Genomic DNA, 23,632 nt, shown 5'->3' on the forward strand with positions numbered 1-23,632 from the left:
TGGAGCTTCAGGCCCACGCTGTTGTTACTGTTCTGCGGACTGGCCTGCCACACCTTCGTATCGAAGCCCGCGGTGCCGCCGTGCAGGCTGTTGCCGTTGTTGTTGGTCGGCACGTGATACGCGTTGCCGTTCAACGTGAACGCGCCCTTGGCGATCCGGTTGCCATAGCGGCCGACGATGGCGCCGAAATAGGTCTTGGCGGATCCCGTGTTGTTCACGTAGCCGGCCAGGGTTGGAAAGCCCAGCACCACATTACCGACGTTTCCGGCGCGATCGGGGACCTCGATGGACTGAATGATGCCGCCGTAGTTCAGGATTCGCACACGCATGCCGCGCCCGCTGGTGAGCTCGTAGCGGGTCACCGGGTTGCCATCCACCTGACCGAACGGCTCGCTGGTGATCGACGGCGGTCCGGCGGGGATCGAGGCGCTGCCACTGCCCGTAGTGGAGTGGCTACACGCCGCCAAGCCCGCTACACCGGCGATGGCGATCGGCCGAAATAATCGTCTGCCGCGCATCGGCTCTCCTCGCACTCGTACCGAACCCACCCGTGCGTCTCGCGGACCGAGGATAGCGCTAGGGCGGCGTCGACCTCGTGCATCCTCGGTTACGCTCACCCTCGTGTCCGCCGGATACATCAGGGCTACCGACAGTGACCGCGACGAGACCGGACGGGTGCTGGACGCGGCGCTGAGCGACGGCCAGCTCTCGATGGAGGAATACCGCCAACGGGTAAGCGCCGCGCGCCGTGCCGCCACTGTCGGCGAGCTCGAGTCGCTCGTGGAAGACCTGCAGATCTACAGCGCCCCTGCCCAACCCCCGACGCCGACCAGTCGACGGGGCACCCTGTTAGCCGGCGTCGCGGTGTTGGCGCTCGCGGGCCTCGGCATCGGTTGGAAACTGCTCGGCAACAGCCCTTCTCAGCCGCAAACCGCCTCACCTCCGAGCGCCACCAGCACCGCGGCGATCACCCCGACGACGCCGCCACCACCGCCGCCACTGCAACTGCAGACCGTCGACGGGCTGACGGGGCTATTGGCGCAAATGCGAAAAGAGATCGGTGACACCACGGGCTACCGGCTGGTGGTCTACGCCGATCACGCCGACCTCGACCGTCCCGACCCCCAAGACCCTCGCAACTCGGTGACCTACCACTACGCCGGCCGTGGCTGGTCGCAGTGGGGCGCCAGCGCCATTCCGTCCACCTCGACCGCGGGGGACTTGAGCAAGTTCAACGTGCAGGAGGTGGCCAGCGTCTTGCGCGGGGCCCCGCAGACCCTTCAGGTCCCCGGCGCGAACAACACCTACCTGATGGTCGAATCCGCGCGGGACGGCAGCCTGGCGTTGTCGGTCTATGCATTCAGAGACCGCGACGGCGGGCATATGGAACTGAGCGCGGACGGCGCCGTCTTGGCGATCGAGCCGGCGCGCCGCTGAGACCTTCTAGGATCTTCCCGTGGCCACCGCAAACACTCGGGCTACCGACAGCAACCGCGTCGACACCTGCCAGCTGCTGGATTTGGCGCTGAGCGACGGCCAGCTGTCGATGGAGGAGCACCGCCAGCGGGTGAGCGCCGCGACCAACGCCACCACCCTTGGCGAGCTGCAGTCGCTGGTGGCGGACCTGCAGATCCGCCGCGCCCCAGCCCAATCCCCGAGCCTGAAATCGCTGGCCGGCCGCCGGGGGATACGGATCGCCGTGCTCGTGGCGCTGGCCCTTGTGGGCGTCGGCATCGCCTGGGCTTTGTACAGCAACACCGCTTCGTCGCGCGACGCAACGCCCCAGCCGACCGTCGTCAGCCCAGTCGTAGTCGCCCCACAGCCGCCAACAGAGGCGCCGACCGTCGCACCGCCGCCGGCATCGACCCAACCGCAGGCGCCGACGCAACTGCTGACCCTGGGCGGGCTGTCGAGCCTGATTGCGCAAGTTCGGACGACGTTCGGGGACACGATGGGCTACGAACTGGTGGTCTATGCCGATCACGCCAGCATCACTCGCCCCGACACGGTCAACGCACACAAAACCGTGCGCTACACGTACGGAGGTCGCGGTTGGGGCACGGGCAGCAGCACCACCATCCCGATGGACACGGCTATTGGTGACCTCGGCAAATTCGACGTCCAGGCCGTCATTAGCGCCCTTCGTGCGGCGCCCCAGACTCTGCACATCGACGGCGGCAACCCCGAGAACATCATCATTGAAGCGGCCCAAGACGGGACCCTGCGCATCGAGCTCTACGTCTCCGATGGTCACACCGAGCGCTACCTCATGGTCAACGCCGACGGCAGCATCCGACCGGACTTCTGATCGGGCCATCGCACTAATTGCCCAAGGTGTTTCTCGCGCGTGACCTTCCCGCGACTGCGACGAAGGACGCTGATCGTCATGGCGGTATTGGCGCTACTGTGCGCACTCGCAACCGCGACATGCATCGGCTACTACCTGGGTCGGCGAGCCGGCTCGCGGCCGCCGACCTGGAAGCAGCGCACCAGTCGGGTGGCGCTGGGCAAGCTCGCGATCAGCCTGCTCGTGGCGGTGACCGCGCGTCGCATCCTGAGGCTGAGAACCGTTGGGCACGTTGATGTCCTGCGCGCCGGCGTAGCGCGGATCCTCTCGTACTGAGGGCGCGATGTAGCCTTTGAAGCCCGTCACCGCACCAAGAAGGGCCGATATGTCAGCACTGCAAGGCAAGGTCGCGTTGGTCACCGGCGCGTCGTCGGGCCTGGGCGCCGAAACCGCCCGCCTGTTTTCCCGGCAGGGCGCAACGGTTTTCGGCATCGGCCGCGACACCGAACGCCTGGCCTCGGTATTCGAAGACGTGGAACGCGGCTCCTACGCCTCGGCGGACGTCGCTTCGCCGCAGGCCTGCCGGGACGCGGTCGAGCAGTGCGTCCAAGAGTTCGACGGACTCGACATCCTGGTCAACGTCGCCGGCAAGCACCAGATGCGCCGAACCGAGTCGATGACCGACGACGACTGGGTAGAAGACCTCGCGGTCAACCTGAACGGACCGTTCTACCTGTGCCGGGCCGCGCTGCCGCATCTGCTGGAGCGGGGCGGCAACATCGTCAACGTCGGCTCCATCGCCAGCGTCGAAGGCCAGGCGTACTCGGCCGGCTACTGCGCCGCCAAGCACGGCCTGATCGGGCTCACCCGCGCACTGGCGGTCGAGTACACCGCGGATCGCTTGCGCGTCAACGCGGTATGCCCGGGCGGCATGCTCACACCGCAGATCGAACACTTCAGCGCGCCGGAGAACCCGAACTACGACCTGATCCTGCGCACGGCCTCGCCGCGCGGCATGATGCAGCCCCTCGACGTCGCCAACGTGATCGCGTTCCTCGCCAGCGATGCCGCGGCCGCCGTCCATGGGGCGGTCTATCGCGTCGACAATGGCAAGGGCGCCGGGTAAAGCGCCTACGCTTCAATGGACACGTCCGAGGAGGCCTATGCGACACGCGAGCTATGTCATCGCCTCCACCCCCCGTTCGGGTAGTTCGTTTTTGGCCGCCGGGCTCGTGGCGACGGGAGTTGCCGGGCGGCCCGAGGAGTATTTCGCGGCAGACCACATTGCGGCCTATAAGGAAGACCTGGGGCTGCCGTTGGACTGCTCCTGGACCGAATACCTGACAAGGGTCAGAGCGTTCGCGGCGACGCAGAACGGCGTGTGGGGCTTCAAGATCCACTGGCGGGACGTCGTCTCGCTGGCGCAGGCCTTAGGGTTTCGTGCAGATCCGGCCGCGGTTCTCGAGACGCTTTTTCCGACAGCGGTTTTCGTCAACATCGTCCGCGTCGATCGGCGCGCCCAGGCCATATCGCTGTTTCGCGCCGAGACGACGGGCGAGTGGTTCCGTTCTCCGGGACCGCCGACGACGGAACGTCCCTGGGGGCTGTATCTGGGCCGGCCCACGCCGCAGCCGCCCGCGGTCGACCTCGCGGCTGTCGCGCCGACGCGCGAGCAGATCACCGAGATGGAACGCAGCCTCGGCGCCGAACAGGCGGCGTGGACCGACTACTTCACCACCCGGCGTCCCGAAGTGCTCACGGTCCACTACGAAGAGCTCGATGAGAACTATCCCGACGAGATCGCGCGCGTCCTGCAATTCCTCGGCGTCGACCCTGCACATGCGACCGGTGTGCCCAAGCCCCCGCTCGAGCGTCAGTCCGACCACATCAACGAACACTGGCGGCGACGGATCGACGACGAAGAACGCCGCTACCCGGTGCAGTGAACCTCGACGACGCTGCCGGACGTGACCTTGGCCAGCGCGCCCCGCTGAGCGGCTACCGGGGTCGACCCCCAGTCGGCGCCCCAACCGCGAGGCCCGAGAGCCAAAGCGGTGCAACCGTTTCGGGCCCATGACGCGACGGTGCAGCCGGCGCCGTGCCGCTGGCAGTTGCCCAGCGCGATGTGGGTGGCCTCCTCCATGGTGCTGGCGTTGTTGGCCCAGCCCGCCCAGCCGGTGACGGGGGAGTAGGCGATCACGGCGAAGCGATCGACGGCCGCGGCCTGCGCGGCGGGCGACGCCATGAACGCAGCGCCGAGGAAAGCGAGGGCGGTCAAGACGATCAGGGCGTAGATGCGGTGGCGGGTCATAGCGGAACCTCGTGAGTCGTTTCCAGTGGACGAACTCACCATCCGCCGCGCCGCTTGGCGGATCCTCAAGAAATCCTTGGCGCTAGCGCGCCTTTCGCAGATCGGCCAGCGAGTTGCGCAACCCACCGTCCAACCGGATCTGGATGGCCGCCACCGCGAGCATCACCGCCGCGGTCACCAGGTGCACCACCGCGTCGGTGGTGTTGTTGGGGAAGGTGAAGACGAACGCAACCTGATGCGAGAAGAACGCCCAAATGCCCGGCAGCGCACCGGCAATCGCCGCCGCGATCAGATACAGCACCGCCCACGACTTGCGCAGCGCGAACACCAGACCCGGGCCGAAGAGGGCCAGGCCGGCGACGGCGTGCCAACCGTTGTAGTCCATGCCGAGCAGCTGGACGGTCGGCGCATTGGGGCCCGTCGCGAAGCTGGGCTCCATGATGAACCCGACCACCGCCTGGATGACGTGCAGGACACAGATGATCAGCAGCCCGATCTGTGCGAAGCTCCACCTCACGTTGCACCTCCTTGTGCACGGCGGGATGCCCCAGATACTACGCGCTGTAGTAGACCCTGGCAATGACGACCGCGCGTCGAGACTGCCTGTCAGAGCGCGCCGAAGGCCGGACCCGTCACTTCCGCCCGGGAAGCCTCATCATCGTGCGCACGACGGGCACCAGCGACTTCTGCCAGAGGGTCGGCGGAATGCCGCGGGGCGGATCGAGATTGAACACGCGCGCCGCAGCGATCGTCTGCGATTCGGTGTACTTCAGCAGCCCCTCGGCGCCGTGTCGGCGGCCGACGCCCGACTGGCCCATCCCGCCCATCGGTGCGCCGAGGCTGCCCCACGCGAAGGCGTAACCCTCGTCGACGTTCACCGTCCCGGAGCGCAGCCGTGCGGCGATCTCCTGGCCCTCCGCGGTGGACCCGGCCCACACGCTGGCGTTGAGCCCGTATTCGGTGTCGTTGGCCTTCTCGACGGCCTCGTCTACGTCGGCGACCGGGTAGATCGACACCAGCGGCCCGAACGTCTCGTTGGCCGCGCATTCCATCTCGGGCGTGACGTCGGTGAGCACCGTCGGCTCGTAGAACAGCGGCCCGATGTCGGGTCGCGCTTTGCCGCCCGCAATCACCTTGGCGCCCTTGGCCTTCGCGTCGTCGACATGGTCGGTCACGGTGTCGAGCTGACTCGCCGAGATCAAGCTGCCCATGTCGACCGAGAAGTCATACGCGGTGCCGAGTTTCATGTTTCGCACCGCCGCGCCGAACTTGTTGGTGAACTCGTCCGCGACATCCTTTTCGACGTAGATGCGCTCGATGGAGATGCACAGCTGACCCGCGTTGGAGAAGCACGCGCGGGTGGCCGCCTTGGCGGCCTTGTCCAAGTTGGCGCCGCGCGTGACGATCATCGCGTTCTTGCCGCCGAGCTCGGCCGAGAAGCCGATGAGCCGACGGCCCGCGTGCTCGGCGAGCTGCCTGCCGGTGGCCGTCGAGCCGGTGAACATCAAGTAGTCGCAGTTCTCGATGATCGCGGTGCCGACCACCGAGCCCGGGCCGGGCACGATCGCGTACAGCGCCCGCGGCAGCCCAGCCCGGTACAACAGCTCGGCGCAGGCCAGCGCGCAGTAGGGCGTCTGGCTGTCGGGCTTGAGCGCCACCGCGTTGCCCGCCACCAGCGCGGGCACCGAGTCGGACGCGGTCAGCGTCATGGGGTAGTTCCACGGCGAAATCACCCCGACCACGCCCTTAGGCTGGTAGATGACCGTGGTCTTGCCGACCGCCGGCAGCAGCGCCTGCACCTTGCGCGGCTTCAGCAGGTCGGCGGCCACGTTCACGTAATAGTTGGCGTTGGCCATCAGGTCGACGATTTCCTCCTGCGCCGCCCAGCGGGCCTTGCCCGCCTCGGCCTGAAGGAGGTCCATCAGGAACTGGCGGTTCTCGATGACCAGGTCGCGATAGCGGCGGATGACCTCCACCCGCTCGGCGACCGGGCGCTTCGCCCAGTCGATCTGCGCCGCGCGAGCCTCGGCGAAAGCGGCCTCGACGTCGGCGGCCGTGCCGATGGGGATCGTGGTCAGCGGTCTACCGGTGAAAACCTCGTCGATCGTCTTGGTCTCGCGGGCGGTGATGTCCTTGATCGCGACCAGTTGACGCAGGCGGTCGAAGACCTCGGCTGACGGTGCTGACATGGCGTTACCTCTCGAAAGCGCAGGCGTGCAAAACACCAGCCTAGGCCCGGCGGACCCAGGCCGGTAACGGTTGGGGCACGGTCCGGTTGCCCCGCGGCACGCCACACCGCTCCCCGGGCGGCGCGAATGACAATGCGGAACATGACGCAATCGCGGGAGCCGTGACGATGGCGCGCGAGATCTCCCGCCAGGCGTTCCTGCGCGGGGCCGCCGGTGCGTTGGCCGCCGGCGCGGTCTTCGGCTCGGTGCGGGCGACCGCGGCCCCGAACCCCTCCGGCTGGGACGGCCTCACCACCGCCATCGGCGGGCGCGTGGTACTGCCTCGAGATCCCCAATTCGCCGGCGCGAAGCAGGTTTTCAACACCAACTACAACGGATTCACGCCGGCGGCGATCGTCACCCCGACATCGGCTGCGGACGTGCAGAAGGCGATGGCCTTCGCCGCCGCCAACAACCTCAAGGTCGCCCCGCGCAGCGGCGGGCACTCCTACATCGGCGCGTCCACCGCGAACGGCGCCGTGGTGTTCGACCTGCGCCAGCTGCCCGGCGGAATCAACTACGACGCGTCCACCGGGCAGGTCACCGTGACGCCCGCGACCAGCCTGTACGCGATCCACGAGGCCCTGGCCGCGGCCGGGCGGGGCATCCCGACGGGTACCTGCCCGTCGGTCGGCGCCGCGGGGCACGCGCTGGGCGGGGGACTGGGCGCCCAGTCGCGGCACGCGGGCCTGCTCTGCGACCAGCTGACGGCGGCGTCGGTCGTGCTGCCCGGCGGCCAGGCCGTCACCGCGTCCGCCGCCAACAACCCGGACCTGTTCTGGGCGCTGCGCGGCGGCGGTGGCGGCAACTTCGGGGTGACCACCTCGCTGACGTTCGCCACGTTTCCCACCCGCGACGTCGACGTCGTAAACCTCAACTTCCCGCCGCAGGCGTTCGCGCAGGTCCTGCTCGGCTGGCAGAACTGGCTACGCACCGCCGACGACAGCATGTGGGCGCTGGCGGACAACACCGTCGACGGGTTCGGCACGCATCCCCGGATAATGGCGACCTGCCCGGCCGGAGCGGGGAACAGCGTCGCGGCCGCCATCACCAAAGCCGTTGGGGTGCAACCGAGCGGGACCGATAACCACACGTTCAACTACATGGACCTGGTGCGCTACTTGGCCGTCGGCAACCTCAACCCGTCGCCGCTGGGATACGTGGGCGGCTCCGATGTCTTCACGACGATGACCCCGGCCGCCGCCCAGGGGATCGCGTCGGCGGTCGAGGCGTTTCCGCGTGGCGCGGGCCGCATGCTGGCGATCATGCACGCCCTCGACGGCGCGCTGGCCACCGTGGCGCCGGGCGCGACGGCCTTCCCGTGGCGGCGGCAGGCCTCGCTGGTGCAGTGGTACGTCGAGACGGGCGACCCGTCGGCGGCGACGAGCTGGCTCGCCACGGCACACCAAGCGGTGCAACCGTATTCGGTGGGCGGCTACGTGAACTACATCGAGGCGAACCAGCCCGCGTCGCGTTACTTCGGGCCCAACCTCTCGCGGCTCACCGCGGTGCGCCAGAAGTACGATCCCGGCCGGGTCATGTTCTCGGGGCTCAACTTCTAGCCGACTGACAAGGCTTAACGTTGAACAACGGTTGGCGTTATCTTCGGTCGAGGATTCGCTCGAGATCTTAAAGGCGGAATTCCTTGACCCGCTGGGTATCTCGCAGTATCGGATCGCCAAGGCGATCGACGTGCCGCCCCGCCGGATCAACGAATCGTGCACGGCAAGCGCGGCATCAGCGCAGACGCCGCCCTCCGGCTATCCCGTGCGCTCGGTCTGAGCGACATGTTCTTCATCAACATGCAGGCCCACTACGACGCCGAAATCGCACGCGAGCAGCTAGCGGGACGACTGGCCACCATTGATCGCATCGCGTAGTCCGCGAGCGGCCGGTAGGTGAGTCTCATTTGTGATAGCGCCGGTGATATCACAAATGGGAATCACCGCATGGCCGGCTGACGGTGCTCACGTGGCCGGCGTGGCCGCGCGAACCGGCAACGGACGGCTACGCACCAGCGTCGGCCACCAGAACCACGGCCCGAGGATGCGCAGGATGCACGGCACGACGAACGAGCGCACGATCAGCGTGTCGAGCAGCAGGCCGATGCAAACGGTCGAACCGACCTGGCCGACGGTGCGCAGATCGCTGCTCAGCATCGCCAGCATGGTGAACGCGAAAACCAAACCGGCAGAAGTCACTACACCACCGGTGCTGCCGAGCGCGCGGATCAGTCCGGTGTGGATTCCGGCATGCAGCTCCTCTTTGACCCGAAGGATCAACAGCAGGTTGTAGTCCGAACCCACCGCCACCAGGATGATGAACGTCAGGGGCAAGACCAACCAGTGCAGCGGCAGTCCGATGAGGTGCTGCCAGACGAGTATGGAAAGCCCGAACGCCCCGGCGTAGGAGAAGGCCACCGTGCCGGGGATGACGATCGCCGCCATCAGACTCTTCGTGAGGAACAGCATGATCAAGAAGATCAGCACGAAGGCGGCGATCGCCACGATGAGCAGGTCGGACGCGGCGTATTGCTTGATGTCCTTGTTGGTGGATCCGGAACCGCCGATGTAGACCTTCGAGCCGGCCAGCGAAGTCTCTTTGAGCGCAACGGTTATGGCGTTGGGGAACTGTTCGACGTGCTGCACGCCTTCCGGACCGTTGGCGTCGCCCTCGTGGGTGACGATGATGCGAGCGGCCTGGCCGTCCGGTGACATCAGCAGCTGCATACCGGTCTTGACGTCCTCGTTGTCGAAGCCCTCGTGCGGGATGTAAAAGAAGTCGTCGCTGCGGGCCTGGTCGAAGTCGAGCCCGACATCGATCTGGTCGTCGAACGTCTGGTTGGTCTGTGTCGTCTGCAGAGCCGACTGGCCGTAGGTGCTGACCAGAAGGCTGGCCAAGGCCTCCGAGTCGTCAGCCGTGAGCTTCAGCTGCACGATGATTTGCGGCACGATCTTGTCCATCTCCTCGAGGGAGAGCTTGGCTTGGTTGATGTCAGCCGCCAGATGGTCGATGTTGTCGAGCGTGTCGAACAACGACCTGAACGCCCAGCACATGGGGATGTCGAAACAGTGCCGCTCCCAATAGAAGTAGCTCTTGATCGGTCGGAAGAAGTCGTCGAAGTTCGAGATTTCCTGGTTCATCTCGTCGGTGACCCGTTGCAGATCTTCGACCGTGAGAACCGTCTTGTGCAGCTCGTCCGACAGGTTCTGGAAATAGTCGATCTCTTTCCGCGTGACCTCGACGGTGTGCTGCGTGATCTGCGCCTGCTGATTGGTATTCGCGTTCTGCTGCTGATTGAACGGGAGCTGCTGGCCGCTCCCGCTGCCCTGCGTGGTGAACAGATAGGGAATCGTGGCGTGTTCCAAAGCCCGGCCCATCGGCCTGGTGATGCTTTGCACCATCGCGACGCCCGGAAGCCGCTCGAGAGCCTTGGCCGCGCGGTCCAATGAGATGAAGTCGCCCGAGTTCCGCATGTCGTGATCCGACTCGATCATCAGCATCTCGGAGAACAGCTTGCTCTTTGGAAAGTGCCGATCGGCCGCCTGGAAGCCCAAATTCGCGGGCGCGTTGTGCGGCTGGTACTGGCGGTCGTCGTAGTTCTGCCGGTACGTCGGCACGAAGATCGCCCCGAGCAAAACCGCGGCGGCACTGGCGAACAGGATCGGCACCGGCCACCGGACCACGCTCGCCCCGATCCGCCGATACAGGTGCGCCTTGGCCTTGCTCCTCGGGTCGAAGAGCCCGAACAGGCTACCCAGCGTCAAGAAGGCGGGGCCGAGCGTCAGCGCCGCCGCGATGGTGAACAGCATGCTGATCGCAACCGCCGGGCCCATGGTGTGGAAGTAGTTGAGTCGCGCGAACGTCAAGCAGTAACACGCCCCCGCGATCGTCAGCCCCGAGCCGAGGATGACCGGCGTGACGCTCTTGTACGCGGTGTAGAACGCCTCCTCCCGGCTCTCGCCGTCGTGTCGCGCCTCGTGATAGCGGCCCATCAGGAAGATGCCGTAGTCCGTCCCGGCTCCCAGAGTCAGCGCGACGACGATGTTCACGGCGAACGAGGAAAGTTCGATGTACCCGAGATGCCCGAGGGTCGCGATAACCCCCTTGGCGACCAGCATTTCGAACAGCACCCCGGCCAGCGGCACGAACAGGGTGACGATGGAGCGGTACACCAGCAACAACATTCCGATGATGAGGAAGATCGTCACGATCGTGATGTCGTTCAGGCTCGAATTCGCGATCGCCACCGTGTCCGAGGCGAGCGGGGCCGCGCCGCTGACGTAGACCTTGAGCCCGGCCGGCGGAGTGTCCTTCGCGACGATGTCCCGAACGGCCGCAACGGATTCATTCGCTTGCATCTGGCCGATATCGCCCGCGAGGCGCAACAGCACGTATGCGCACTTGCCGTCGAGGCTCTGCGCGCCGGCCGCGGTGATCGGCTTCCCCCACAGATCCATGGCGTACTGCACGTGCTTGGGGTCGCCCTTGAACCGGCGCATCAAATCGTCGTAGTACTGATGATCCGCGTCGCCCAGCGGCCGGTTGGCCTCCAGCACGATCATGGCCAAGCTGGTGGAATTGGACTCGCGGAACTTCGCGCCGATGGACAGCAGCGCCCGCTGCGACGGCGCGTAATGCGGGACCAGCGGGCCCGCGAGCTCCTCCGCGACCCGCTCGACCTGGGGCATGAAGGTGTTGGTCGACACGGCGAGCAGACCCCAGAAGGCGATGATCGGGATCGCAAGGGCGCGAACCATTCTGGGGACGAGCGGGCGCTTCGTCCGGTGCTCAGCCTGCGGCTCGCTCATGCGGATTTCACCAGGCAATAGACGTGGGCATCCTGATTGGTATCGGACTGTTCAGCGCGGATGACGCCATTCACCCGCAAGCGGCAGCCGACTTGACCGCCATGAACCTGGGCCGAGAGGCTGCCGGACACCACGGTGAGCGTCGTCGCCTCCGTGTGCGACCACGGCAAGGTCGTGAGATCGACCCGATGCGGATGCCCGTTGATATCCACCCAGACGAGCATCCCGCCTTCCCCGACGGAACCGAACAATTCGTATGTGAGCCGCTTGATGCTGAACTCCGGCGGTGCCGCCGGCTGATTGACGGTGATGACGGGCGGGGGCTCCGAGAACTGGTGCACCTTGTACATGGCCACCCCGCCGACAGCGAGCGCGATGACGGCAACCAGCGGCAGCCAGACTCGCGCCAAGACCCGCCTGCCCACCGGACGAGGGCTCATTCGATCACCTCTCGTAACTCGCTCGGGCCACCGTCTTCTCCCCCCGGCCCCACCCCTAGGCCAACTGCAGATAGTAGACGGTCATGTACCCAATGGACAGATGATCGTGCAAGAGTAGCTACCTTGCGGCCGGAACGCGACCGCAACGACCTGCGGGAGCACGCTTCGGTCGCTCACGGCAGCGCGGCTTCAGGACATCTTTTGCAGACGCCGTTTCAGTCGTGCGCTGCGGATGATTTGAGTCGTGAGATTGATGGACGCCAAGATCGGGAAGAGCCCGAGAAACGTCCGCTCGGAGGGCGTCGCCCCATGCAAGTGGTAGAGGCTGCCGAACACGTAGAAGCAGCCCAGCGAGAACAACGCAGCCGGGATGCATAGCGTCAACACCGAGCTACGAGCGCCGAGGAGGTGCCTCGCATAATCGAGCTCGTCTTGCGACATGGGTTCGCGCTTGCGCACTTTGCGCGTCACCGCTTTGGCGCTGCCGATTTCGTCGCTGATCGGGGGAGGCGGCCGGCCCTCCAGCCGTTTGACGTGCACGGCGGCAACGGCGGCGAACAACAGCGCGAACATCAGGGCGAGCAGCGTCAGGAAACCGAACAAACCCGAAGTCACCATTTCCGCTCCTTCGCTCACCGGTGAGCAATCCGACGCCGTTCCAGACGCTACGCCACACTCCTTGCGCGCGGCGGACGACCGAAGATAGGTGACCGGTCGGCTAACATTGGTGTCATGCCCCGCCCACCGAACCCCGAGGTGCGGTCCCGCCTGCTCGCGGCGGGCCAGGAACTCGTGCACAAGCGCGGATTCGCCGCCAGCGGGGTCAAGGACATCACCGACGCGGCGGGGGTCCCGAAGGGTTCGTTCTACGCGTATTTCCCCAGCAAGGAGGCCTTTGCCGCGGCGATCCTCGAGCATCACTGGACAGACGTCGAGGCGCGGTTGCTGCCGCTCCTGGAGGCGGACGGGCCGGCGCAGGAGCGGATCACGCGCTTCTTCCACGCGCTGGCCGACGAACACGAGGCCGGCGATTTCCTGCTCGGCTGCCTGGTCGGCAACCTGTCGCTCGAACTCAGTGGGACGAGCGAGCCGGTACGCAAGGAGCTCGTGAGCATCCTGGACCGCTGGGGTGCGGCCCTGGGCGAGTGCCTGCGTTCGGAGGTTCGCGGCGACCTCGAAGCGGGGGACCTCGCCTTTCGACTGATCGAGGCGTGGGAAGGCGCGGCCCTTCGTGGGAAGGTCACCCGCAGCCGCGCCCCGTACGACCGGTTCGAAGCGGTCACCGTCCCGGCGCTTCTGCACTGATCTGTCGCTTTCGGGAATGCCGGGACTGAGTGCCTCGTTAAATAGACGACTGGTCATCTATACTAGAGGACCCTAGATGAACGGCTTACGCAGGGAAGGCTCGATGACAGACCTGAGCGACTACGCTGAACCCCAGAATCCCGCCCTGCCGTATTCCGGCTTCACGCTCGATCTCGAGCACGCCGCACTTGTTCTCACCGATCCGCAGATCGATTTCCTCAGTCCGGAAGGCGTCGCATGGCCGGTGTTCGGTGACAGCATCCGTGACAACAACGTCGTCGCTCACATCGGCGAGCTGCTGCACGCCGCCAAGCTGGCGGGCATCACCGTCGCGGTGTCACCGCACTACTTCTACCCGACCGACAACCAATGGCTGTTCGGTGATCCGCTCGAGAAATTCATGGGCGCCGCCGGCATGTTCGGTCGCCGAGGTGCCTACACGACTGAGGGATTCGCCGGATCCGGTGCCGACTTCCTGCCTGCCTACCGGGACCACATCCACGACGGGCGAACCGTTATCGCCTCCCCGCATAAGATCGTCGGCCCCGAATCGAACGACCTGGTGCTCCAGTTGCGCAAGCGCGGCGTCAACCAAGTGATCCTGGCGGGCATGGCCGCCAACCTGTGTGTCGAGGGCCATCTGCGCGAACTCATCGAGCAAGGCTTCGAGGTCGCGGTCGTCAAGGACGCCACGGCCGGCCCGCGCCTCCCCGAAGGCGATGGCTACCTCGCCGCCCTGGTCAATTTCCGATTCCTCGCCAGCGTGGTGTGGACCGCGGCCGAGGCCGTCGCCCTGCTTACCAAGCACGTCGTCACCAACAACAAGGAGGCCGAAAAGCCATGACGCCGAACGAGAAACTAAACCAGCACAGATTCGCCTTGAACGACGGCAGCGGCGCGATTCCGGCGCTCGGCTTCGGCACGTCGCTGTCCGATCGCACCGAGACGCGAAACGCGGTCAGGACCGCGGTCGAGATCGGTTTCCGCCACCTCGACGCGGCCGAGCGGTACCGCAACGAAGCGGACGTCGGCGCGGCGCTCAAAGAGTTGTTCGCCGCCGGGACCGTGCGCCGTGACGAACTGTTCGTCACCACCAAGCTGTGGAACAACAACCATCGGCCCGAACGGGTGAAGCCCGCGCTGCAGGCCAGCCTGGACAGGCTCGGCCTCGAGGCCGTCGATCTGTACCTGGTGCACACGCCGTTCGCGTTCCGGCCCGGCGACGACCAAGACCCCCGCGACCGGCACGGAGCCGTCGTCTACGACGACGGGGTCACCCTCGAGGAAACCTGGGCCGCGATGGAAGCCCTTGTGGACGAAGGTCTTTCGCGGGCGATAGGCCTGTCCGACATCGACGCCGCGGGCGCCCGCAAGATCGTCGAAACCGCCCGAATCAAACCGTCCGTCGTCGAGGTCGAGTCGCACCCGTATCACCCGCAATGGGAACTCCACGAACTGTGCAAGGAGCACGGGATCATCCTGTTGGCCTTCGCCTCGCTGGGCCATGCGCTCGAACCGCGATTGCTCGACGACCCGCTCATCGTCTCGATCGCTCGGCGCGTGGGAAAGACGCCGGCGCAAGTGCTTTTGGCGTGGGGCATCCAGCGTGGTTCGGCCGTCCTCACCTCGTCGATTAAACCCGCACGCATCGGCGAAAACTTCGACGTGACCGCGCTTCCCGAGAGCGCTATCCAAGAGATCAATGAAAGTCTGGAAACTCGATACCGGTTCAATTCCGTCGTCGACGCCGGACAACCGGGCTTTGCCGAGGTGCCGCGATGACATCTAGCGTGGGTTTCCACACCGGTGAGTTGGCTGTCCAACGACAAGCCGGTGTCGAGGCCGAGGCCGCGCGGCTCGCCGCGATGGTTGGTCGCGGACAACTCCGCGCTGGCATGGCCGCCTTCCTTTCCGAGGCGCCATTCGCGGCCATGGCCGCGCGAGGCCGGTCCGGACGGCTTTGGACCTCGCCGCTGTTGGGCCCACATGGGTTCCTGCGAGCGGCCTCGCCGACCGCACTGGAGATCGGAACGGAGCTGCCGAGGGCGGACCCGCTCCACGACCTGCCGTCAGGGCAACCGGTGGGCGTCATCGCCATCAACTTCCTCACCCGGAGGCGCGTCCGCATCAACGGTCTCCTCAGCTCTACCGAGCGCGGCGCCCTGACCGTCGACGTGGACCAGACCTATGGCAACTGCCCGCAATACATCCACCCGCACCGCGTCGACGTCCATGGGACGCCCGCCGACGACCGGAAGCTGTTGTACTCCGGAAAAGCGTTGCGAGCCGAGGATATTCGTCTCATCGAGGCGGCCGACACCTTCTTTCTGGGCACCACCCACCCCACCGCCGGCAGCGACGCCTCCCACCGCGGCGGCCCCCCGGGGTTCGTCCGGGTTGCCGAGGGGCGCCTGTGGTGGCCGGACTACCCCGGCAACAACATGTTCAACAGCTTCGGAAACCTCGCCGCCGACCCCTCCGCGGCGCTGCTTTTCGTCGACTTCGGCGCCGGCATCACCCTCCAGCTCTCCGGCCGCGCGAGCGTCCGCTGGGACGACCCGGACGACGCCGGCACCGGACGCCGTGTGCAATTCAGTCCCGAGTGGGTAATCTCCACCGCGATACCCGTCCTCGGTGACACCGACCACGCCCCTTACCCGGCCAACCACCGAGGCCGAAACGGAGAGCCGGAATTTGACAATTAGATTTGGAGCTATGGGGCAAAACGACCGGGACGACGTGAGTTCCCAGCTGGACGAGCTGGCGGCTGCTCGCGACCAGTTGGAACATCTGGTCCGGGTCATCGTCGAGATCAACGCCGACCTGGATCTGGATTCGACGTTGCATCGAATCGTCAACGCGGCGATGGAGCTGACCGACTCCCGGTACGCGGCGCTGGGCATCCGGGCGCCCGACGGCACCCTGGCCTCGTTCGTTCAGGCGGGCATCGACGCCGACACGGCTCGGCGACTCGGCGACCTGCCGGTGGCCGACGGCCTGCGCGTCGACGATGTGAGCGCCCACCCGGCGGCCGCCGCGTTGCAGGGGGGCGACCCGCAGCTGCGGGCGCTGCTCGGCATACCGATCAGCGTGCGCGCGGCCGACTTCGGCAGCCTCTACCTCGCCGACGATCGTCCGGGCCGGGTGTTCACCGACTCCCACGAATCCGCGGTGCGGGCGCTAGCCACGGCGGCCGCGGCCGCCATCGATAACGCGCGATTGTTCGAACGGGAACGCGAATCGTCGAAATGGACGAAGGCCAGCCGGGAAATCACGACCGCGCTGCTCTCCGGTGACCCACAGACGGGCCCGTTGCAGCTCATCGTGAACCGGGCACTGGAGTTGGCCGACGCCGAACAGGCGATCTTGCTGGTGCCGCGGGAGCCCGATCTGCCCTCCGATCAGGTCGACACCCTGGTGGTGGCCGCGACGGCGGGCCGGTACGCCTCGGAGGTGATCGGCCGGCAGGTGCCGATGGACGGCTCCACCACCGGCGGCGTGGCGCGTCGCGGCCTGCCGCTGATCACCGATTCCTTCCAGTACCCGATCGAGGGGTTCACCGACGTCGGTGAACGCTCGGCGATCGTGATGCCGCTGATCGCCGACGGCCGGGTGCTCGGGGTGATTGCCGTCGCGCGCCACCCGGGGCGGCCGGCGTTCGGCAACGACTACCTCGAGCTGGTCAGCGACTTCGCCCGGCACGCGGCCATCGCGTTGGCCCTGGCCGCGGGCCGCGAACACGCGCTCAACCAGGAACTCGCCGAAGCGGACAGCGTCGAAGACGCCGTGCAGGCCGCGGCCGAGGAACTGCGCCGGCTGTGGCGGGCCCGCCGCGTCCTGGCGGTCACCTTCCCGACCCACGATTCCGTCGCGGAAACCGCCGCTCGTGACCCGTCGGTGGAGTCGGTCGGCGAGGCGGTACAGTGGGCCGACCTGCCCGCCGAAACCCGGCAGATGCTGAGCTCGTTGCGCGACGGCGACCTGCTCACCCCCAACGCATCCGAGCCCGGCACCGCGGGAATCGCGCTGCAGCATCCCGAGGGCGTGCTGGTCGTGCGGATCGACCTGACCGAGCGGCGGCCGTTCACCCTGGAGGACCAGACGCTGCTGACGGTGCTCGCGGGCCGTCTCGGTCAGGGCCTGCAGCGAGTTCACCAGGTCGACCAGCAGCGCGAAACGGCCCTCGCGCTGCAGCACGCGATCCTCGGCCCCGCCGACCTGCCACACGGGTTCGCCGTGCGCTACCAGGCAGCCAGCCGGCCCCTGCAGGTGGGCGGCGACTGGTACGACGTCGTCGACCTAGACGACGGGCGCATCGCGTTGATCGTCGGGGATTGCGTCGGCCATGGCCTGGCCGCCGCCACCGTGATGGGGCAGGTGCGCAGCGCCTGCCGCGCGCTGCTGTTCGAGAACCCCAGCCCCAGCGCCGCCCTGGCGGGCATCGACCGCTTCGCCGCGCGGCTGCCGGGCGCGCAATGCACCACCGCCGTCTGCGCGGTGCTCGACCCCGAGACGGGTGAACTGGTCTACTCGAGCGCCGGACACCCGCCGCCCGTCCTGGTCGAGGCCGACGGCACCACCCGAATGCTCGACGACGGCCACACCATCGCGCTCGGAGTACGACCCGACTGGCCGCGCCCCGAAGCACGGGTGACCATTCCGCCGCGGGCCACGTTGCTGCTCTACACCGACGGACTCGTCGAACGTCGCCGTCGCCTGCTGAGCCAGGGCATTTCGCGCGCGGCCGCGCTCGTCCAGGACGGCCGCGATTCCACACTGGACGATCTGGCCAACCAGATCATGTCCGGTTTGGCGCCGGACGGCGGCTATCAGGACGACGTCGTCCTGCTGCTCTACCGCCATCCCGCCCCGCTGGAGTTGGAGTTCCCGGCCGACGTCAGCCAGCTCGCGCCCACCCGCACCGCACTGCGGAGGTGGCTGGCCCGGGCCAAGCTGGACCCAGACCAGACGATGAACGTGCTCGTCGCCGCCGGGGAGGCCGTCGCCAACGCCATCGAGCACGGCCACCGCCACCGCCCGGGGGGCACGATCAGCCTGGGCGCCACCATATTGGTCGACCAGGTGCGGTTGACCATCACCGATACCGGCTCGTGGAAACCTCCCCAACCGGCCGCCGAGACGAATCGCGGCCGTGGCATCGCTTTGATGCGGGGGCTCATGCAGGACGTCACCATCAACCCAGAGGCCGAGGGAACTACGGTTCAGCTATGCGCGAGGATCACCTGATGGCCACGTCGCTCACGCTTGACACCGCGCGCCGCGACGACGGGAAGCTCGTGCTGACCGCGACGGGGGAGATCGACCTGAGCAACATCGACGCGTTCAACGCAGCGCTCAGCAGCGCCATCGCCGAGGCCGCGAGCAACGCCGGCACGTTCACCGTCGACCTCAGCGCGGTCGAGTACCTGGACAGCTCCGCCATCAACGCCTTGTTCGCCCGTGCCGCCCATATCGACGTCATCGCCCACCCGCTGGTGATGCCCGTCCTCACCGTGAGCGGCATCACGGAGCTCGTCGACGTCGAACCCGCGCAACCGGCAGCCGAACGCTGACACAATGCTTCGCGGAAAGTCCGTACTGGTAACGGGTTCCACGTCCGGTATCGGCCTCGGCACTGCGCGCGCCTTCGCCGCCGAGGGCGCGCACGTGACCCTCAACGGTTTCGGTGACCCGGAGACCGTCGAGGGACTGCGTCACGACATCGAGCAGACGTTCGGGGTGAGCGCGGCCTATTCGGGCGCCGACGTGACCAAGCCGGGCGAGGTCGCGGACATGATCGCCGGCGCCGAAAAGTCCTTTGGCGCAATCGATGTCCTCGTGAACAACGCCGGCATCCAGTACGTGGCGAAGCTGGAGGAGTTCCCGGTCGAGAAGTGGGACGCCGTGATCGCGACGAATCTGTCGGCCGTTTTCCACACGTGCGCTGCGCGCTACCCGGGATGAAACGCCGTGGCTGGGGCCGGATCATCAACATCGCCTCGGCGCACGGCCTCGTTGCCAGCGCCGAAAAAGCGGCATATGTAGCGGCCAAGCACGGCGTTGTCGGACTGACAAAGGTGGTGGCCATCGAAACCGCCAACCACGGCATAACGTGCAACGCGATCTGCCCCGGTTGGGTGATGACGCCGCTGATCGCCCAGCAGATCCAAACGCGCGCCGATGCGGCAGGCAAGTCGTTCGATGAGGCCAAGCCGGAATTCGTCGCCGAAAAGCAGCCGATGGCCCGCTACACCCAGCCGGAGGACATCGGCGCGCTCGCGGTCTTTTTGGCCGGAGATGCCGCGGCCACCATCACCGGCGCCAGTTATTCGATCGACGGCGGGTGGACGGCCCAGTGAGGCGAAATACCCGACGGCCCTGAGAGTTTGGGCGGCGAGCGCAATCAACCTCCGTTGCCGGCCGCCGCCCGCAGTTGAGGCTCATTTGGCCGGTGTCATTACTGAAAAACGGGGTTTTCGTAGGCATTTCGGCGATATCCCAGTACGCTCTTATTGCTGAGTCATCGGGCGACTGTCGCGGCGGATCGGCGGGAGGCGCGTTTTGTCATATCTCGTGACGGCTCCAGAGCAGCTGCAGTCTGCGGCCGAAGGTTTGGCCGGCATCCGCGAATTGCTGTCCGGGTCCGCCGCGTCGGCCGCGGCGCCCACGACGGCCGTGGCCGCCGCCGCTGAGGACGAGGTATCGGCTTTGGTCGCAACGCTATTCAGCGATTTCGGCCAGGAATTTCAAGCCATCAACGCCCAGGCCAACGTGTTTCACGAGGAGTTCGTCGGCCTGATCAACGCGGGCGCGGGCGCCTATCTCGGCACCGAACTGGCCAACGCCGGGGCCGCGGCCGCCGCGGACTTGAACCTGTCGTCGTTCCTGGGCGGCAGCGCGAGCCTGAACCTGAACGGTGGACTGGTGACCCTGCCGCCGATCCTGGGCGGTGGCGTGCTGAGCGTGCCGTCGTTCATCACCGGGGGTGTGCTGGATCTGCCACCGATCTTGGGCGGTGCGCAATTGATCGTGCCGCCGATCTCGAGCGTCGGGTCCGCGATCGTCACCGCCGCGAGCCCGATCATCAACGGCGGCGTGGTGACCCTGCCGTCGTTCCTGGGCGGCGGGGACTTGACCGTGCCGTCGATCCTGACCGGCGGCGTGCTCGACCTGCCCGCAAGCCTCGGCGGTGGCGTGCTGGGGTTGCCTTCCATCATCACCGGCGGCCTGCTGACGCTGCCCTCCAGCCTCGGCGGTGGCGTGTTTACGGTGCCCCCGATCAGCACCATCCTGACCCCGATCCTGGACGGTGGCGCGGTGACCCTGCCGCCGAGCCTGGGCGGCGGGCAGTTGAGCATCCCGTCGGTCCTCACCGGTGGGGTGCTGAGCCTGCCTCCGATCGCCGGCGGCGGCGACGTGAGCATCCCGTCGATCCTCACCGGCGGCGTGCTGAGCCTGCCCTCGAGCCTCGGCGGCGGGGACGTCGGGATCCCCTCGGTCGTCACCGGCGGCATCCTGACGCTGCCTCAAAGCCTCGGCGGCGGGCAATTGACGGTGCCCCCGATCACCGGCGACTTGCTCGGCCTCCTCGGCGGCTGACCGCAACCCCGAAGGGCGAGCGGAATGCGGCCGGCTGCAACGGGATTCGGGCTTTGATCACTCGGGCGGCGCGGGCGTCATCGACCCGATGTAGTACGTCTCGTGACCGGTTGGGTAGCCGCCGCCGTTGGTGGCGATGTGAACGTGGTCGTAGTGGTTGAGCGTTTCGTTGCCCAGGTTTGACATCCAGCTCGGCGCGCCGACGCCCGGATAGATCTTCTGGCGCCAGATCACGTGGTTGATTCCCCACCGTTTCGCGTTCGCCAGGGCGTACCCGGCGATTTCGTTACCGAGCTGGATGCCTTCCGGGCTGGCGTGGTTGGGGATCATCACGTCGATCGCCAATCCGTTGGGATGCCAAGGCAAGGGATCCTCGCGATACCCCCCGATGGTGGTGATCTCCGGGAACAGCACGCTGATGGCGCGGGCCGCCCAGATGGTCTTGACCTGCAACCGCTGTTCGTTCGCGACGCCCGGAGACAAGGGGAACAGGAATTGCTGGGCGGCCGCGGGAGCACCCGCCGCCAGCTTCTCCACCTCCGCGGGACTGGCGATCTGCGGCGCCGGACCCGCCGGCGGCGCGGCGGTCGGACCGGGCGCCGCCGCGGCGGTCGGCGGTACGGACGGCCCGGCCACCTGGCCCGCGGCCGGCTTGTCGGAGCAGCACGGCTGTGTGCCTTGGGCGTTGATTGGCTTGGTGCCTTGGGCGTAGATGATGGCGGCCGAAACCACCAGCGAGGCAGCCAACGCCAACCAGCGGCTTCGCCCGATGGCTAATACGCCTTTGCGCACGAACAGCAGCTTAGCGCCGTCCGGGACGGCCGTGGCAATCTTTTGCGAAGAATTAGGGCACCATCCAGGACAGCACCGACGCCTGCAGGCCGGACAGGGCGCAGATGAACGCGAGGAACACCAGGCTCCAGATGAACACTCGGCGGAAGATGTCGCCTTCCTTGCCGTGCACGCCGACCGCCGCCGCCCCGATGGCGAGGTTCTGCGGCGAGATCATCTTGCCGAGCACTCCGCCGGAGCTGTTGCCGGCGGCCATCAACACCGGGGACAGTCCCGCCTTGGTCGCCGCGGTCACCTGCAGCGCGCCGAAGAGCGAGTTCGAGGAGGTGTCGGACCCTGTCACCGCCACCCCGAGCCACCCCAGGATGGGGGAGAGCAGCGCGAACGCGCCTCCGGCCCCGGCCATCCACGTGCCCAGGGTGATGGTCTGCCCGGATGCGTTCATCACGAATGCCAGTGCCAGCACTGCCATTACGGTGACGATGGCCCATCGCAGCTGGTGCAGCGTCGCCCCGTAGGCCCTGAGCGCGCCGCCCACCGACAGGCGCAGCGCCACCATGGTGAGGACCCCGGCCACCAGCATCTGCGTGCCCGGCGTGGTCAGCAGGTTCAAGGTGAAGTTTGGCAGCGACGACGGGGCGCCCTTGGCCGTATAGAGGTGCAGCCCCGGCCAATGCACGACGATGGTCGCCTTGTCGAGAAGCTTCTTCACCCACGAGATCTGGCAAATCACGAAGACGGCGATGACGATCGCGTAGGGCGCGTACGCGCGCAGCACCTGCCCGCGCGGGTCGGGATCCGCGACTTGCTCGGCGAAGTCGGGAGCCGGCGCCTCCGCGGCCCCGCCGGCGATGACCGGGGCGCCGACGTGTTCGGGGCGCGACGGCCTGATGCGAACCACCGAGACCACGGCACCCGCGGACAACAGCGACGCGATCACGTCGGCCAGTGGCACCGACACGAAGTTCGAGGTCGCGTACTGGCCCAGGCCGAAAACCACGCCGCCCGCAAGCGCGGGGATCCATGTTTCGCGCACGCCGCGCCGGCCGTCGACGATGGCGACCAGCGCGAGGGGGACGAAGACCGCCAGGATCGGGGTTTGGCGCCCGACCATCGCGCCGAGCGTGTCGGTCGGCAACCCGGACGTCTTGGCGAGCGTGATGATGGGCGTGGCCATCGCGCCGAATGCCACCGGCGCGGTGTTGGCGACCAGTGCCAGCACCGCCGCCTTGATCGGTTTGAAGCCCAGCGCCAGCAGCATCACCGAGGTGACCGCCACCGGCGTGCCGAACCCGGCCAGCGCTTCGAGCAACGCGCCGAACGAAAACGCGATGATGATCGCCTGGATCCGGTGATCGTCGCTGACCGTCGCAAAGCTGCGGCGCAGCACGTCGAAATGGCCTGTCTCCACCGTCATCTGGTAAACCCAGATCGCGTTGATCACGATCCACAGGATCGGGAAGAACCCGAAGACGGCGCCCTCCGCGCCCGCCAGCGTCGCCTGGCCGATCGGCATCCCGTAGACCGCGACCGCGATCACGAGCGCGACGGCCAGCGACGCAACCGACGCCATCCAGGCCCGGACCCGCAACACACCGAGCATCACGAACAGCGACGCCAGCGGCAGCGCAGCCACGAGTGAACTCCACGCCAGCGAGTGGACGACGGGATCGAGGATCTGGCGATACATGTTGCGCACCTTCCGGACGGATGGGTGTGGAGGGCGTTTCTGGCCGCTAATCTCATTGCGCTGCAACGAGAGTCGGTGGCAGGCCTCCGGCACGCCACCATGGCGACCGTCGTGGTTGTCGTATCAGTGCTCTACGCAGCACTCTATATCCGCGGACATCGGTCGCGGC

General features: G+C 67.1%; 23 protein-coding genes and 1 pseudogene. 15 read left to right on the forward strand and 9 right to left on the reverse strand.

Annotation, left to right across the window (positions count from 1 at the left end; genetic code table 11):
- Positions 1-518: aldose epimerase family protein (locus tag AC5Y4S_RS26780; protein ID WP_500035590.1), on the reverse strand; the 518-nt coding region annotated here is incomplete at its 3' end.
- A gap of 103 nt (positions 519-621) precedes the next feature.
- Between AC5Y4S_RS26780 and AC5Y4S_RS26785 the strand changes: the two genes are divergently transcribed.
- From AC5Y4S_RS26785 to AC5Y4S_RS26805, 5 genes are all read left to right on the forward strand, one after another.
- Positions 622-1,437: a DUF1707 SHOCT-like domain-containing protein gene (locus AC5Y4S_RS26785; RefSeq protein WP_500035591.1), complete on the forward strand. Its 816-nt coding sequence runs from the start codon at positions 622-624 to the stop codon at positions 1,435-1,437.
- A 19-nt stretch (positions 1,438-1,456) separates the two neighbouring features.
- The gene (locus AC5Y4S_RS26790; protein ID WP_500035592.1) at positions 1,457-2,308 is read left to right on the forward strand and encodes a DUF1707 SHOCT-like domain-containing protein; all 852 of its coding nucleotides are present in this window, start codon (positions 1,457-1,459) and stop codon (positions 2,306-2,308) included.
- Positions 2,309-2,386: 78 nt separating this feature from the next.
- Complete coding sequence (locus AC5Y4S_RS26795) at positions 2,387-2,623, forward strand: hypothetical protein (protein WP_500035663.1); 237 nt, start codon at positions 2,387-2,389, stop codon at positions 2,621-2,623.
- 49 nt (positions 2,624-2,672) lie between these two features.
- Positions 2,673-3,413, forward strand: coding sequence for an SDR family NAD(P)-dependent oxidoreductase (locus AC5Y4S_RS26800; protein ID WP_500035593.1), 741 nt, complete (start codon positions 2,673-2,675; stop codon positions 3,411-3,413).
- Positions 3,414-3,450: 37 nt separating this feature from the next.
- The gene (locus tag AC5Y4S_RS26805; protein ID WP_500035594.1) at positions 3,451-4,233 is read left to right on the forward strand and encodes a Stf0 family sulfotransferase; all 783 of its coding nucleotides are present in this window, start codon (positions 3,451-3,453) and stop codon (positions 4,231-4,233) included.
- Here AC5Y4S_RS26805 and AC5Y4S_RS26810 read toward each other — a convergent pair.
- The 3 genes from AC5Y4S_RS26810 to AC5Y4S_RS26820 form a co-directional block, all read right to left on the reverse strand.
- Positions 4,218-4,598 (reverse strand): DUF4189 domain-containing protein, encoded by a 381-nt coding sequence (locus AC5Y4S_RS26810; protein ID WP_500035595.1) that lies wholly within the window; start codon positions 4,596-4,598, stop codon positions 4,218-4,220. The genes AC5Y4S_RS26805 and AC5Y4S_RS26810 overlap by 16 nt on opposite strands.
- An 82-nt stretch (positions 4,599-4,680) precedes the next feature.
- Positions 4,681-5,115, reverse strand: a complete 435-nt coding sequence (locus AC5Y4S_RS26815) for a DUF4383 domain-containing protein (protein ID WP_500035596.1) — start codon at positions 5,113-5,115, stop codon at positions 4,681-4,683.
- A 115-nt stretch (positions 5,116-5,230) separates the two neighbouring features.
- Complete coding sequence (locus AC5Y4S_RS26820; protein ID WP_500035597.1) at positions 5,231-6,787, reverse strand: succinic semialdehyde dehydrogenase; 1,557 nt, start codon at positions 6,785-6,787, stop codon at positions 5,231-5,233.
- 167 nt (positions 6,788-6,954) lie between these two features.
- On the opposite strand from AC5Y4S_RS26820, the gene AC5Y4S_RS26825 reads away from it, so the two are divergent.
- Complete coding sequence (locus AC5Y4S_RS26825; protein WP_500035598.1) at positions 6,955-8,388, forward strand: FAD-binding oxidoreductase; 1,434 nt, start codon at positions 6,955-6,957, stop codon at positions 8,386-8,388.
- Between the two features lie 156 nt (positions 8,389-8,544).
- On the forward strand, positions 8,545-8,706 hold the full coding sequence (locus AC5Y4S_RS26830; RefSeq protein ID WP_500035599.1) for a helix-turn-helix transcriptional regulator: 162 nt from the start codon (positions 8,545-8,547) through the stop codon (positions 8,704-8,706).
- Between the two features lie 87 nt (positions 8,707-8,793).
- Here AC5Y4S_RS26830 and AC5Y4S_RS26835 read toward each other — a convergent pair whose 3' ends face one another.
- The 3 genes from AC5Y4S_RS26835 to AC5Y4S_RS26845 form a co-directional block, all read right to left on the reverse strand.
- Positions 8,794-11,637 carry an MMPL/RND family transporter gene (locus AC5Y4S_RS26835; RefSeq protein ID WP_500035600.1) on the reverse strand — a complete coding sequence of 948 codons (2,844 nt, stop codon included), beginning with the start codon at positions 11,635-11,637 and terminating at the stop codon, positions 8,794-8,796.
- Positions 11,634-12,077: an MmpS family transport accessory protein gene (locus tag AC5Y4S_RS26840; RefSeq protein ID WP_085191326.1), complete on the reverse strand. Its 444-nt coding sequence runs from the start codon at positions 12,075-12,077 to the stop codon at positions 11,634-11,636. Before AC5Y4S_RS26840 ends, AC5Y4S_RS26835 begins: the two co-directional genes overlap by 4 nt.
- Before the next feature lie 189 nt (positions 12,078-12,266).
- On the reverse strand, positions 12,267-12,695 hold the full coding sequence (locus AC5Y4S_RS26845) for a hypothetical protein (protein WP_500035601.1): 429 nt from the start codon (positions 12,693-12,695) through the stop codon (positions 12,267-12,269).
- A gap of 114 nt (positions 12,696-12,809) precedes the next feature.
- Between AC5Y4S_RS26845 and AC5Y4S_RS26850 the strand changes: the two genes are divergently transcribed.
- The 8 genes and pseudogenes from AC5Y4S_RS26850 (at position 12,810) to AC5Y4S_RS26885 (ending at position 20,981) form a co-directional block, all read left to right on the forward strand.
- Positions 12,810-13,382: a TetR/AcrR family transcriptional regulator gene (locus tag AC5Y4S_RS26850; RefSeq protein ID WP_500035602.1), complete on the forward strand. Its 573-nt coding sequence runs from the start codon at positions 12,810-12,812 to the stop codon at positions 13,380-13,382.
- 103 nt (positions 13,383-13,485) lie between these two features.
- A complete protein-coding gene (locus AC5Y4S_RS26855; protein ID WP_500035603.1) occupies positions 13,486-14,226 on the forward strand; it encodes a cysteine hydrolase family protein in 741 nt (246 codons plus the stop codon).
- Positions 14,223-15,164 carry an aldo/keto reductase gene (locus tag AC5Y4S_RS26860; protein ID WP_500035604.1) on the forward strand — a complete coding sequence of 314 codons (942 nt, stop codon included), beginning with the start codon at positions 14,223-14,225 and terminating at the stop codon, positions 15,162-15,164. Before AC5Y4S_RS26855 ends, AC5Y4S_RS26860 begins: the two co-directional genes overlap by 4 nt.
- Positions 15,161-16,087 (forward strand): pyridoxamine 5'-phosphate oxidase family protein, encoded by a 927-nt coding sequence (locus AC5Y4S_RS26865; protein WP_500035605.1) that lies wholly within the window; start codon positions 15,161-15,163, stop codon positions 16,085-16,087. Before AC5Y4S_RS26860 ends, AC5Y4S_RS26865 begins: the two co-directional genes overlap by 4 nt.
- Positions 16,088-16,097: 10 nt before the next feature.
- The gene (locus tag AC5Y4S_RS26870; RefSeq protein ID WP_500035606.1) at positions 16,098-18,629 is read left to right on the forward strand and encodes a SpoIIE family protein phosphatase; all 2,532 of its coding nucleotides are present in this window, start codon (positions 16,098-16,100) and stop codon (positions 18,627-18,629) included.
- Positions 18,629-18,955: an STAS domain-containing protein gene (locus AC5Y4S_RS26875; RefSeq protein ID WP_500035664.1), complete on the forward strand. Its 327-nt coding sequence runs from the start codon at positions 18,629-18,631 to the stop codon at positions 18,953-18,955. The genes AC5Y4S_RS26870 and AC5Y4S_RS26875 overlap by 1 nt, the downstream gene beginning before the upstream one ends.
- 4 nt (positions 18,956-18,959) lie before the next feature.
- Positions 18,960-19,741 (forward strand): annotated as a pseudogene (locus AC5Y4S_RS26880) (3-hydroxybutyrate dehydrogenase).
- A gap of 214 nt (positions 19,742-19,955) precedes the next feature.
- Positions 19,956-20,981 (forward strand): PE family protein, encoded by a 1,026-nt coding sequence (locus AC5Y4S_RS26885; protein ID WP_500035607.1) that lies wholly within the window; start codon positions 19,956-19,958, stop codon positions 20,979-20,981.
- A 57-nt stretch (positions 20,982-21,038) separates the two neighbouring features.
- On the opposite strand, the gene AC5Y4S_RS26890 is transcribed toward AC5Y4S_RS26885, so the two are convergent.
- Positions 21,039-21,773, reverse strand: coding sequence for a VldE C-terminal domain-containing protein (locus tag AC5Y4S_RS26890; protein WP_500035608.1), 735 nt, complete (start codon positions 21,771-21,773; stop codon positions 21,039-21,041).
- A gap of 52 nt (positions 21,774-21,825) precedes the next feature.
- A complete protein-coding gene (locus tag AC5Y4S_RS26895) occupies positions 21,826-23,463 on the reverse strand; it encodes an L-lactate permease (protein WP_500035609.1) in 1,638 nt (545 codons plus the stop codon).
- Positions 23,464-23,632: the final 169 nt, after the last annotated feature.

The sequence above is a fragment of the Mycobacterium sp. NGS64 genome (assembly GCF_059812245.1).

Excerpts from the sequence above, each read along its gene's own strand:
- AC5Y4S_RS26840 (WP_085191326.1), bottom strand. The coding sequence starts at position 12,077 with ATGAGCCCTCGTCCGGTGGGCAGGCGGGTCTTGGCGCGAGTCTGGCTG.
- AC5Y4S_RS26805 (WP_500035594.1), top strand. The coding sequence starts at position 3,451 with ATGCGACACGCGAGCTATGTCATCGCCTCCACCCCCCGTTCGGGTAGT.
- AC5Y4S_RS26845 (WP_500035601.1), bottom strand. The coding sequence starts at position 12,695 with ATGGTGACTTCGGGTTTGTTCGGTTTCCTGACGCTGCTCGCCCTGATG.
- AC5Y4S_RS26895 (WP_500035609.1), bottom strand. The coding sequence starts at position 23,463 with ATGTATCGCCAGATCCTCGATCCCGTCGTCCACTCGCTGGCGTGGAGT.
- AC5Y4S_RS26825 (WP_500035598.1), top strand. The coding sequence starts at position 6,955 with ATGGCGCGCGAGATCTCCCGCCAGGCGTTCCTGCGCGGGGCCGCCGGT.
- AC5Y4S_RS26835 (WP_500035600.1), bottom strand. The coding sequence starts at position 11,637 with ATGAGCGAGCCGCAGGCTGAGCACCGGACGAAGCGCCCGCTCGTCCCC.
- AC5Y4S_RS26850 (WP_500035602.1), top strand. The coding sequence starts at position 12,810 with ATGCCCCGCCCACCGAACCCCGAGGTGCGGTCCCGCCTGCTCGCGGCG.
- AC5Y4S_RS26870 (WP_500035606.1), top strand. The coding sequence starts at position 16,098 with ATGGGGCAAAACGACCGGGACGACGTGAGTTCCCAGCTGGACGAGCTG.
- AC5Y4S_RS26810 (WP_500035595.1), bottom strand. The coding sequence starts at position 4,598 with ATGACCCGCCACCGCATCTACGCCCTGATCGTCTTGACCGCCCTCGCT.
- AC5Y4S_RS26800 (WP_500035593.1), top strand. The coding sequence starts at position 2,673 with ATGTCAGCACTGCAAGGCAAGGTCGCGTTGGTCACCGGCGCGTCGTCG.
- AC5Y4S_RS26795 (WP_500035663.1), top strand. The coding sequence starts at position 2,387 with ATGGCGGTATTGGCGCTACTGTGCGCACTCGCAACCGCGACATGCATC.
- AC5Y4S_RS26865 (WP_500035605.1), top strand. The coding sequence starts at position 15,161 with ATGACATCTAGCGTGGGTTTCCACACCGGTGAGTTGGCTGTCCAACGA.
- AC5Y4S_RS26820 (WP_500035597.1), bottom strand. The coding sequence starts at position 6,787 with ATGTCAGCACCGTCAGCCGAGGTCTTCGACCGCCTGCGTCAACTGGTC.
- AC5Y4S_RS26860 (WP_500035604.1), top strand. The coding sequence starts at position 14,223 with ATGACGCCGAACGAGAAACTAAACCAGCACAGATTCGCCTTGAACGAC.
- AC5Y4S_RS26855 (WP_500035603.1), top strand. The coding sequence starts at position 13,486 with ATGACAGACCTGAGCGACTACGCTGAACCCCAGAATCCCGCCCTGCCG.
- AC5Y4S_RS26875 (WP_500035664.1), top strand. The coding sequence starts at position 18,629 with ATGGCCACGTCGCTCACGCTTGACACCGCGCGCCGCGACGACGGGAAG.